The organism is Polynucleobacter sp. AP-Elch-400A-B2, assembly GCF_018688355.1.
Classification (GTDB): Bacteria; Pseudomonadota; Gammaproteobacteria; order Burkholderiales; family Burkholderiaceae; genus Polynucleobacter.
Map to the genome: position 1 here is coordinate 825565 of NZ_CP061317.1, position 11638 is coordinate 837202.

Consider the following 11638-nt stretch of genomic DNA (forward strand, 5'->3'; position numbering starts at 1 on the left):
ATCTATTTTATCGCTTTAGTTAGTTTTACGCTTTTTCGGCCCTAAAGGTAAGCAAATGAGTCTTTTATTCTCCAGTTATGTTCTAAGCTCCCCTAAGGGGCCTCTAACCTTATCAAACCGGGTGGTTGTGGCACCAATGTGCCAATACTCTGCAGTCAATGGGGAGGCTCAGGATTGGCATCTCATGCACTGGGGCAACCTCCTCAATAGTGGCGCAGGGCTTTTCATCATCGAAGCCACCGGTGTGACCCCTGAGGGCCGCATTACCCCTGTATGCCTGGGCCTGTGGGATGACCGCACAGAAGCGGCCCTGAAAGACAAGCTCACGAGAGCCCGGAGTTTAGCTCCCGCCACTCCCGTGTTTATTCAGCTGGCGCATGCTGGCCGTAAAGCCTCCAGTGCAAGCCCTTGGGCAGGCGGTCAGTTGCTCTCCAAGGAGCAGGGCGGCTGGGACATGGTTGCACCATCAGCCATTCCACAACTCAAGGATGAGCGTTTGCCACACGAGCTCACAAAAACAGAGTTGAATGAGCTCATTGCCGCATTTGTTACTGCGGCGCAGCGCTCTGAGCGGATTGGGATCGATGGCGTTGAGTTGCACGGTGCCCATGGATATCTCTTGCATCAGTTTTTGTCGCCCATCGCCAATCAACGTACAGATGAATATGGTGGTTCTTATGAAAACCGCATCCGCTTTCCATTAGAACTATTCGCGGCGGTAAGAAAAGCCTATCAAGGTGTTTTAGGCATTCGTATTTCTGCAAGCGATTGGATTGAGGGTGGTTGGACGCCCGAAGAAACAGCTGATTTTGCTGCTCGACTCAAACCCTTGGGATGTGATTTTGTTCATATCTCATCAGGAGGGATTTCTCCATTGCAAAAGATTGCGATTGGGCCAAATTACCAAGTGCCATTTGCTAAGATTGTGAAAGACAAGTCTGGTATTCCAACGATGACAGTTGGCTTGATTACCGAGCCTGAGCAAGCTGAAGATATTTTACAAAAAGGCGATGCAGATTTAATCGCTCTGGCGCGAGCATTTTTATACAAACCTCGTTGGGCTTGGGAGGCTGCTGCGGCCTTGGGTGGCATCGTGCCTTCTAATGAGCGTTACTGGCGTTGCTTACCGCGTGAAGCCCAGGCCATTTTTGGTGATGTCAAAGTAGGGCAGCGATAATTCGTGTCAAACAATAAATGAAACCCAGTTTTTGGAGATCAATATGAAATCAATCAAACTTATCTACCGTTCTTTAGCCATCATGAGCATTGCATTAGGCTCTACCCTTGTTAACGCCCAGGCATTCCCAGATCGATCCATTACTCTCGTTGTCCCAAACCCGCCTGGAGGCTTAGTAGACACCTCGGCGCGTTTATTGAGTGAGCCCTTAACTCGGGTGATTGGTCAGCCAGTGATTGTAGATAACAAGCCGGGTGCCAGCGGAAATACGGCCTATCAATATGTTGCTAAGGCCAAGCCCGATGGATATACCTTACTGATTTCTTATTCCGGATATCACGTTGGTAATCCTTCCTTGATGGACAAGTTGCCGTGGGATCCCATTAAAGATTTTTCTCCAGTTGGGCTCCTCACAGTTTCTACGAATGTGATTGCAGTACACCCTTCAGTGCCTGTGAATAACTTAAAAGAATTAATTGCTTATGCTAAGGCCAATCCTGGAAAGCTGAATTACGCCTCTCAGGGCAATGGTTCGGTATCTCATATTGGGACTGAAATCTTTAAGCAAAATACGGGTGTAGATATTGTTCATGTTCCTTACAAAGGTTCTGGTCCTGCAATCCAGGATGTATTAGCAGGTCAGGTGCAAGTATTTATTACGACACCACCTTCGGTAATGCAACACGTACAAAGTGGCAAGCTGAAGGGCTTGGCTGTTACAGGTAAAAGCCGTCACCCTGGCATGCCAAACGTACCTACTACTGCTGAAGCAGGCTTACCTACTTTCCAATTGGAATCTTGGGTAGCTTTATATGCGCCAGCAGGCACGCCAGCACCAGTCATTGCTAAGCTGACCGAGTCTGTGAAGAAAAGTCTCGCTCTGCCTGAGGTCAAAGAGCGTTCTGATGCGGCTGGTGTTGAGTTACGTTATCTCACGCCTACACAGATGGATGCCTTGTTGAAAAAAGAATTACCTTATTGGGATAAAGCAATCAAATCCGCCAATATCAAGCTTGATTAAGTGATCGATAAATGAAGCAACACTCCGTACGAGAATCTTGGCTAGAAGATGCTGTAAGACATTTGGAGCCGGTATTCTCAAAGGCGGGATATGCCATACCTCCAGTGAGAGTGTCTTGTGGCTTTCCAGCCTCTAGCAGTCCTAGAACAACCTTAGGACAATGCTGGCCGCGCGAGCGCTCTGGCGGGGGAGTGAACGAGATCTTTATTTCACCAAAGTTAGATGACCCCGTTCAATTGTTGGACACCCTAGTGCATGAGTTATGTCATGCCGTGGATGATTGCTTCAGCGGCCACGGTGAGGACTTCAAGGGCATTGCTCAGACTGTTGGTTTAGAGGGTCCCGCCAGAATGGCTCATGCGACCGAAGAGTTGATGGTGCGCCTCATGATGATTAGTCAAGAGCTTGGCCCATATCCACATCAGGCAATTGTTTTTCCGCCACCCAGGCCGAGCAATGCGAGTCGCAATAAAGCCAAATGTGGCCAGTGCGGATATGAGGTGACGCTACTAAAGAAGTGGGCTACTTATGGGGCGCCTATTTGCCCTAAAGACAATATTCGAATGCAAGAAGCGCTGATCGAGACGATCGAAAATACGACTGAGCACGATACAGAATCTGTTACAGGATCTAAACCTAAGAAGGATGAAATCCGCCGCGCTATCAGTTAATCAAATATTGATTAACTTGCGACAGCAGAAGGGCTCCACACAGGATCCTTCTTACTCTCCTTGGCAATGTCAGCCAAGATCTTTTCATGTAGCTGGCAATCTTCCTCACTCGCCGCTATGATTTTGAGCTTGGTGGGCAAAGCTTTCGCTTGTCCTGAGGCATCAGTGCCAACGGTGTAATCAATGAGGTCAATCGATAAGTCTTCTTGCCCACGCGTCATCGCTACGTAGACTTCAGCCAATAACTGAGCATCCAATAAAGCGCCGTGCAAGGTTCTATGTTGATTGCTAATCGCAAAGCGTTCGCAAAGGGCGTCAAGCGAATTACGCTTGCCCGGAAACATCTGACGGGCATCAAGTAGGGTGTCAGTAATTTTGGAAGCAAGACCTCTAAAAGCTGGACGCTTGAGCAAGGCAAATTCATTATCAAGAAAGCCTAAGTCGAACGCTGCGTTATGAATAACTACTTCAGCGCCATCAACAAACTCAATTAACTCTTCCACAATATGTGAGAACACGGGTTTGTCTGATAGGAACTCACGAGAGAGTCCATGAACTGCAAAAGCGCCAGCATCGATATCACGCTCAGGATTAATGTAGTAATGAAAGGTGCGATCAGTTAAGCGGCGGCCCACCATCTCAACACAACCAATTTCAATAATACGATCGCCTGTAGCGGGATTTAGGCCGGTCGTTTCGGTATCCAGAATCACTTGACGCATTAGGTGCCTTCTAAGACCGATGGGGGTATTTCAAGGGGCCCGTTACCCGCGTACTTATCTAGATACAGATAGATCACAGGGGTAATAATGAGCGTAACAAACTGCGAGAAGATTAGACCGCCAGCTACGCTGATTCCTAATGGTTGGCGCAGCTCAGCACCAGCACCAAGTCCAAGAGCGATAGGTAAGGCACCCATGAGCGCTGCAACAGTCGTCATCATGATGGGGCGAAAGCGCAAGATACAGGCTTCACGAATCGCTTTTTCGGGAGTCATACCTTGATTACGTTGCGCATCTAGTGCAAAGTCAATCATCAAAATTGCATTTTTCTTCACAATACCAATGAGCAGCAAGATGCCGATCGATGCAACTACAGTTAACTCAAACCCGAAGATACGCAAGGACAAAATTGCACCAATCGCTGCAGAAGGCAGGCCGGCCAAAATAGTGAGAGGGTGGATATAGCTCTCGTACAGAACGCCAAGCAAGATATAAATAACGCCTAGTGCAGCCAACAGCAAAATGACTTGACCTGATTGATTGTCTTTAAATACGGCTGCATCACCACCATAACTCGTGATGATCGAGGGTGGTAAAGCAACTGCCTTAACAAAGCCATCTATTGCTTTTGTTGCATCCCCCAAGAAAATATCTGGGGCAAGGTTAAAAGAAATTGTTACCGCTGGAATTTGACCTTGGTGGTTTACTGCAGTGGGTCCCACAGTTCTGACAAAGCTCGCCAGACTGGATAGCGGAATCAATTTATCTGTCGCTCTACCCCGAACGAAGACTTTGTTCAAGTCTGTCTCAAATTGACGATCATTCTCTGCTGTTTCCAAAATCACATAATAGGTATTGACAGGGGTATAGATGGTGGAGACCTGCCTTTCACCGAAGGAAGAGTAGAGAGCAGTACGAATATCGGCAATGGACACTCCCGCACTCGCAGCTTTTTCTCGATCAATTTCAATTTTGACATTCAAACCCTTTAATTGCGAGTCACTAGTGACATCCTTAAAAATGGGATCAGCGCGCATTTTTTGCAACAATTTCTCAGCCCATTCATTGACACCTTCAAAGCCAACGCTTTGCAGGGTAAATTGATAGCGACTCTTACTGCTTCGGCCACCAAGCTGTAAATTTTGTACCGGGCTCATATAGACCTGAATGCCAGGAATTTCTTTGAACTTGGCTCGAAGGCCCTCCATGACCTTGCTCATTTTTTGGCGCTCATCCTTGGGCTTCAGAATGATGAAGAATCTTCCGGTATTGCGACCTGAACTTTGGCCGCCACCAAGAATAGAGATTGAGGTTGCCACATTGGAGTCGCTATCAACCACTTTCGCAGCCTGATCTTGCAAAGCCATCATTGCGCTAAAGGAAGTGTCCTCAGATGCCTCAACAGTCACGCGTAATTGGCCAATGTCTTCTTCCGGAAAGAATCCTTTTGGACTGTAGACGAAGAGAGCAATCGTGATAACAAAACTGGCTAATGCCCCAAATAACACTCTCTTTCTATTTGCCAAGGCTAAATCTAAAAAGTGAACATATTTATTTAAGGTCCATTCATATACACGATCGAACTGCTTTGTGATTTCATATTCTTTTGGATGATCACCAGGTTTAGGCAAAAAGCGGCTGCATAACATGGGTACTACTGTTAATGAGACAACAGCTGACACTAGGATTGATAGTGTCACCACAACGGCAAATTCTCTAAAGAGAAGACCGATTGGGCCTGCCATGAAAAACAGTGGAATAAATACTGCCACCAGAGACAGGGAGATGGAAATGATCGTAAAGCCAACCTCTTTACTGCCTTTTAAAGCAGCTTTTAAGGGATCCATGCCTTCTTCAACATAACGCATGATGTTTTCTAATACTACGATTGCATCATCAACCACCAGGCCAACGGCAAGAGTGATACCCAACAAGGAAATGTTATTCAGGCTGTAGCCTAAAAAGTAGAAAACAAAGAATGCGCCGATCAGAGAGATCGGCAAGCTAATGGATGGAATGACGGTTGCAGACACATGCTTTAGAAATAGGAAGATTACCAAGACAACGAGTGCGATAGTGAGAAGCAGTGTGAGATTGACATCATGAATCGACTCAATAATCGAAAGTGATCGGTCATTAATCAGGGTTAACTGAATAGATTCCGGCATTTGCGCTTTGAGAGAAGGTAATAGTTTTTTAATGGAATCAACAACTTCAACCGTATTGGCATTTGGTTGACGTAGAACAGCAATCGCTATTGAGCGCTCACCTTTTGCCGAGGCAAAGGTCTTTACGTCCTCAAAACTTTCTTGTACATCAGCAACATCTTTGAGATAGATTGGATACCCATTGCGCTGGGCAACGATCAGGTTGCCAAATTCTTCAGCTGACACTAGTTGTGGATTGGCATAGATGGTGATCAGCTGGCGGGGGCCGTCAAGGGTTCCAATCGGGCTATTGGTATTGGCCTTGTTGACTGCAGCTGCCACCTCATCCATGGTGATATTGCGATTACCCAAAGCATCTGGTCTCACGCTTACTCTGACTGCATACCGCTTTGCTCCATAAACTGCTACTTGTGAAACCCCAGAAATAGTGGATAGGTTTGGAGACAGCAGGTTCTCTGCATAAGCATTCATTTCAGAGAGGCTGATTGACGGGGAGCTCATGCGCACAATTAATACGGGTGTATCGGCAGGATTAATCTTTCGATACGAAGGCGGTACCGTCATTTCAATTGGTAAACGGCGTTGGGCGCGTAAGAGGGCTGCCTGAACATCTACAGCCGCTTTATCAATATCGCGATCGCTTGTAAATTCAAGGGTGACACTTGTAGAGCCAAGTGAGTTGGTGGAGCTGATGACTTTAATGCCATCAATTGTTGAGAATTCTTTTTCAAGTGGCAGTGCAACAGCCGAGGCCATAATTTCTGGTGATGCACCAGGTAAGCTGGCCGATACCGAAATCACTGGCGTATTGAAACTAGGAAGAGCGGCTACTGGAATCTTAGTATAGGCAACAGTTCCAGCAATGACAGTTGCAATTGACAGTAATACCGTCATTACGGGACGTCTAATACATAACTCAGAAAGCGTCATTTTGGTTCAGCGGTAGTAGTTTTATCAGCGGGCGGCTTCTCTGATTTAGCAGTTTTTGCCTCACGCACTTTACTGCCGGTGCGTAGATTCTGCTTACCCTCAACCACAATCCGATCGCCAGCGCTAATTCCAGTAATGACTGAGGTACCCAAATACTCATAGGGTACTTTCACCGGCTTTGCGGTGACTTTATCGTCTTTATCAACTACATATACTAGACGCCCAGTAGGGCCGATGACAATAGCTTGGGTGGGAACGGCAATCACGTCTTTTAAGGTGTTGGCATTAAGCGAAACGCGTGCAAATTGCCCGGGGAGTATTTCTAACTTATCGTTCGGAATTTGTGCTTTGACACGAACTGCGGCAATCAACGGGTCAACTTGGTTATCGATCACCAGAACTTGACCTTCATAAGTATTTTTTCCGGTATCACCAATAGTCACTTTTACTTGTAAAGGTGCATCATCTTTTTTATTTTCTAGAATGATGGGAATATCTTTTTCTGGAATGACAAACTGAACATTAATTGGGTTAAGTTGCGTGATTGTGACCATCGAACCTACGCTCGAGGTAGCAGTAGAGCTTGTTGAAATTGTTACGACATTACTTGCTTGCACTAGAGAGCCGGGGAAGACGTTGATGATGCCTGCTCTTCCGTTAATCGGTGAGCGAATTGAGTCAAAGGAGAGTTGTACCTCGGCAGACCTAGCAGCTGCCTGAGCAGACTTTGCATTGGCAAGGGAGGTTTCTAGACCAGCCTTGGAGATGAAGTTTTTTTCTACCAGCTCCTTGGCACGTAAATATTGTTTTTGAGCGTCATCCGCTAATGCTTTTAACTTCTCATAGTTGGCGCGGTCGTTGCGATCATCGAGGGTAAAGAGGAGTTCACCTTCTTTGACTTCTTGCCCATCCTTCACGTGAATAGTCTTCACTGTATTCGTGATCATTGGGCGAATATCGACGATGCTATTGGAGATGATCGTGCCGGTAGCTTCAATAATGAGAGGTACATCCCTTTTCTCTGCTACTACGCTAGTAATTACTTGAGGACCTCCCGCCTTTTTTCCTGCAGGAAAAAAAAAGTCGTAGGTTTTGGAGCCAGCATACAAAATGATCAGCACAATCAAAATGCGCCACTTGTATTTCAGGGTAAATGCTTTAACGGTAGTGAAGTCTAATTTTTTGAGCTTATCTAGTTGTAGGTATGGAGAAGTTTTTTTCCACAGTGCACAGAGGCGGCCCAGCACCCAGTTTTTGAGCTTTGGCAGTGAAGCGACTGCTTTATCAAGGGCTAATTCAATTTTTGACACAGTCTAGGTATTTTTCTTTGTTTTATATCGGTTAGGTAGGGAGTCAGCTTTGCTGTCCTGGAACGGGATTATTCTCTCACAAGGCTCTTAAACATGGGTGGTAGTGCCCTGATCCCAATTAGGGCAGAAATTCTTCTACACCTTTGTTTGCCAATAGGTCTGCTAGCTCATTTCCAGGGTGGCCGTTGTGGCCACGAACCCAATGCCATGAGATTTGATGGTCTGGAATCAGGGCATCTAATTCTTGCCATAAATCAGCATTTTTGACGTGATCTTTGCTGGCGGTCTTCCAGCCCCTCTTTTTCCAGCCCTCCAGCCACTCAGTCACACCTTTTTGAACATACTGAGAGTCAGTCCACAGTTCTACCGAGCTAGTTTGCTTCAGGGCTCGCAGCGCATGAATTACAGCGCTAATTTCCATGCGATTGTTGGTGGTATGTTCAGCGCCACCATGGAGGTGCTTCTCATGTCCGCCTGAGCGTAGAACGGCACCCCAGCCCCCAGGACCCGGATTACCTTTGCAGGCACCATCGGTATAAATGACGATATGAGGAAGTGGTTTGGCGTGGGACATGTCGTTAATTTACTCGGTCTTGCTGGTTTGCTAACTGCTGGCGACTTTCAGCTACCGGGTTCAATTGAGTGATCGCAGGGATGCGTAGGCCTTGGACTTGTCCGATCAGGCGGATGCCTTGCTGGCGCTTAATGGCCGAAACCAGAAAAACAGCTCCAAAAATAGGCCACCAGCGGTTGCCAGCCGGCTCCATAAAGTCCATTCTGGCCATGCCTGACTCGCCACTCAAGGGGAGTTTATAGCAGCCAAAATGGCCTCTATCTAACGAGAAGTTCAGCAGTTGCAGCCAGTCTTTAATTCTAAGAAGGCCAATAAATTGACCATCCCTTGGTAAGTAGGGGGTGCCGATTAATCTGCTGAGATATTGACGCATACCCCAAAGACTGGCCGGATTGAATCCTGAAATAATCAAGCGCCCTTCAGGGCGCAGGACGCGCTCAGCCTCTCGCAGAATTTGATGAGGGTCAGCAGCAAATTCTAAGACATGTGGCATCACCAATAAATCAATGGATTCTGAAGCAAAGGGGAGCTCATTGGCATTGCCCTCAATCTGATGCCAATTAAACTGGCCGGCCTGTTTTTGCCGGTCATGGGTGTTTATTAGTAACGCGTGCAAGGGCATGCGGTTTTCTACCAAGGTATTCATTTGCGGCAAGCCAATTTGTACGGCATAAAAACCGAAGACATCAGCCACAATTTGATTAAAGCATTTTTGCTCCCATGCAAGTACATAGCGTCCAGGGGGTGATTGCAGCCACTTTTCCCACGAACTCCATGGTGGTGCGGGTATCTGAGAGGGGGCGGGTGGGGTTGGTATCATGGGTCTATGGTGAAGAATACTTTATTGCAAGTTTGGCCGATACCGGCTTTTGATGACAATTACCTCTGGTGTATCCATGATGGCGAGTCTGCTTTGATCGTGGATCCAGGTGATGCTGCCCCAGTATTGCAATATCTCGAGCAAAATCAGCTGACTCTGACTGGCATTTTAATTACCCATCACCATGCAGACCATACCGGTGGCATTGTTACCTTGCTCAATGCCCTTGGCTCAACGATTCCGGTTTATGGCCCTGCCGCGATTGATATTCCGGGTCGCACGCATGCCCTGATGGAGGGTGACAAAGTTGAAATCGCTGCACCTCGTCTTAGCCTCGAGGTTTATGAGGTACCTGGTCATACCTTGAGTCACATTGCTTACTTTGCAAACATGCAGGCCAATGTAGTTGAGCCCATGCTGTTCTGTGGGGATACCTTATTTGCATCTGGCTGTGGTCGCTTGTTTGAGGGCACCCCAACGCAGATGAGCCAATCTCTCGAGAAGTTTATCGCCTTACCCAAAAATACTCTGGTGTATTGCACCCATGAATACACCTTATCCAATATTCGCTTTGCGCTGGCGGTTGAGCCGAATAATGCCAACCTGATTACTTGGGCGGAAACCGCTAAAGCTCTGCGCGATCAACACCAACCAACATTACCAACGACCATCGGACAAGAACTACAAGTCAACCCATTCATGCGTTGTGATCAACCGGCTGTGATCGAAGCTGCTCTGGAGGTCTCTGGCGAAAAATCTCTACCTACACCTGCCCATGTACTGGCGGTGATTCGGGCGTGGAAGGATCGGTTCTGATGTTGTGGCGCTATGCAGTGATCCTCATGATTACTGTACTCTCAGGTTGTGCCAGTACAGGAGATTGGTCTTCGGATACCCCGACACGTCAGGATCCACGCGCTTCTAAAGCTAAGCGGGTCAACCTCCAAAATCAATCGGTCAGTGAGCTGTACGCACCATCGAGCAATCTTTGGATTCGGATTCGGGATGGGTTTGAGATGAAGCCCATGAATACGCCGCTGGAGATTGAGCAAGTGCGCTGGCTCAGTGCGCGTCCAGACTATGTGCATCGCTCAATGGCTCGTTCATCACGCTATCTGTTTTACATCGTGCAAGAGGTGAATGCACGCAATATGCCAACGGAGATCGCCTTGCTTCCGTTTGTCGAAAGCGCATTCGTGACCAATGCGAAGTCCAGTGCTAAGGCCATGGGCCTGTGGCAATTTATGCCTGCAACAGGTAAAGATTTTCAGCTTACCCAGAACGTCTTTAGAGATGAGCGGAGAGATGTATTGCAATCTACTGATGCGGCATTGGATTATCTGCAGCGTCTATACAAACAATTCGGTAGTTGGGATCTCGCTCTGGCTGCCTATAACTGGGGCGCAGGTAATGTTTCAAAAGCGCAGAAACGCAATCTTGCTGCAGGACTCCCTACGGATTACCTGAGTCTCAAGATGCCCAACGAGACACGAAACTATGTTCCGAAGTTAATGGCCTACCGACAAATTGTTTTAGACCCGCAGGCTTATGGCATTGTTCTACCGGATTTAGAAAACCATCCTTACTTTGTCGCTGTGGATGTTGGGTCTGATATTGATGTGGCTCTGGTAATTAAGCTGAGTGAAATTCCGGAGGACGAGTTCCATAGTCTGAATCCCTCATTCAATAAGCCGGTCATCTTGAGTAACGCTAATCAGCAAATCTTGCTACCGTTTGGACATGCTGAGGTCTTCCAGGAAAACCTCAAGAAGTACACCAAACCACTGTCTTCTTGGTCGGCGGTACAGGTGACTAAGACGGAGTCGGTTGACCAAGCCGCAAAAACGCTTGGTGTTGATGTAGATACCTTAAGAACAGTCAATAGTATCCCCAAAGGCATGAGAATTCGGGCGGGTTCAACAGTTTTAGTGCCTAAAACTCACCAGCGCCCTGGCGATATCTCAGTGGCTTTAGCCGAAAACGGCAGTCTCAATTTGGATAAGTCAGCGCCTAAAAATTGTGCAAAAGGGACTAAGTGCGTAGCGGCAAAGACTGGAAAAGGTGCTGCTAAGGGTAATTCTTCTGCGAATAAAGCTGCAACTCAGCATAAATCCGCATCGACAGGGCTTGCAAAATCTGCGAAAAATGGATCTTCGAATACAGCTAGCTCAACTCCCAAGACTTCCACTAGCAAGGGAGCTAGCAAGCTTCAGTAAGTCTAGACACTTTAATTTACTCATTTAGG

At 47.2% G+C, this 11638-nt stretch carries 10 protein-coding genes; 5 read left to right on the forward strand and 5 right to left on the reverse strand.

The window, feature by feature from the left end; translation table 11 throughout:
* Positions 1 to 55 precede the first annotated feature (55 nt).
* The 3 genes from FD977_RS04280 to FD977_RS04290 all read left to right on the forward strand — a co-directional run bounded on the left by FD977_RS04280 (position 56) and on the right by FD977_RS04290 (position 2869).
* Complete coding sequence (locus FD977_RS04280; RefSeq protein ID WP_215306618.1) at positions 56 to 1177, forward strand: NADH:flavin oxidoreductase/NADH oxidase; 1122 nt, start codon at positions 56 to 58, stop codon at positions 1175 to 1177.
* An 82-nt stretch (positions 1178 to 1259) separates the two neighbouring features.
* Positions 1260 to 2198 (forward strand): tripartite tricarboxylate transporter substrate binding protein, encoded by a 939-nt coding sequence (locus FD977_RS04285; RefSeq protein WP_215307046.1) that lies wholly within the window; start codon positions 1260 to 1262, stop codon positions 2196 to 2198.
* An 11-nt stretch (positions 2199 to 2209) separates the two neighbouring features.
* Positions 2210 to 2869, forward strand: a complete 660-nt coding sequence (locus FD977_RS04290; RefSeq protein WP_215306620.1) for a SprT family zinc-dependent metalloprotease — start codon at positions 2210 to 2212, stop codon at positions 2867 to 2869.
* 11 nt (positions 2870 to 2880) lie between these two features.
* On the opposite strand, the gene dnaQ is transcribed toward FD977_RS04290, so the two are convergent.
* The 5 genes from dnaQ to FD977_RS04315 all read right to left on the reverse strand — a co-directional run bounded on the left by dnaQ (position 2881) and on the right by FD977_RS04315 (position 9393).
* A complete protein-coding gene (gene dnaQ / locus FD977_RS04295; RefSeq protein ID WP_215306622.1) occupies positions 2881 to 3591 on the reverse strand; it encodes a DNA polymerase III subunit epsilon in 711 nt (236 codons plus the stop codon).
* On the reverse strand, positions 3591 to 6689 hold the full coding sequence (locus FD977_RS04300) for an efflux RND transporter permease subunit (RefSeq protein WP_215306624.1): 3099 nt from the start codon (positions 6687 to 6689) through the stop codon (positions 3591 to 3593). Before FD977_RS04300 ends, dnaQ begins: the two co-directional genes overlap by 1 nt.
* Positions 6686 to 7999, reverse strand: coding sequence for an efflux RND transporter periplasmic adaptor subunit (locus FD977_RS04305; RefSeq protein WP_215306626.1), 1314 nt, complete (start codon positions 7997 to 7999; stop codon positions 6686 to 6688). Before FD977_RS04305 ends, FD977_RS04300 begins: the two co-directional genes overlap by 4 nt.
* 118 nt (positions 8000 to 8117) lie before the next feature.
* Positions 8118 to 8573, reverse strand: coding sequence for a ribonuclease HI (gene rnhA / locus FD977_RS04310; protein ID WP_215306628.1), 456 nt, complete (start codon positions 8571 to 8573; stop codon positions 8118 to 8120).
* Positions 8574 to 8577: 4 nt separating this feature from the next.
* Positions 8578 to 9393: a class I SAM-dependent methyltransferase gene (locus FD977_RS04315; RefSeq protein ID WP_215306630.1), complete on the reverse strand. Its 816-nt coding sequence runs from the start codon at positions 9391 to 9393 to the stop codon at positions 8578 to 8580.
* Between the two features lie 6 nt (positions 9394 to 9399).
* Between FD977_RS04315 and gloB the strand changes: the two genes are divergently transcribed.
* A complete protein-coding gene (gene gloB / locus FD977_RS04320) occupies positions 9400 to 10209 on the forward strand; it encodes a hydroxyacylglutathione hydrolase (protein ID WP_215306632.1) in 810 nt (269 codons plus the stop codon).
* On the forward strand, positions 10209 to 11609 hold the full coding sequence (locus tag FD977_RS04325; protein WP_215306634.1) for a transglycosylase SLT domain-containing protein: 1401 nt from the start codon (positions 10209 to 10211) through the stop codon (positions 11607 to 11609). The genes gloB and FD977_RS04325 overlap by 1 nt, the downstream gene beginning before the upstream one ends.
* Positions 11610 to 11638: the final 29 nt, after the last annotated feature.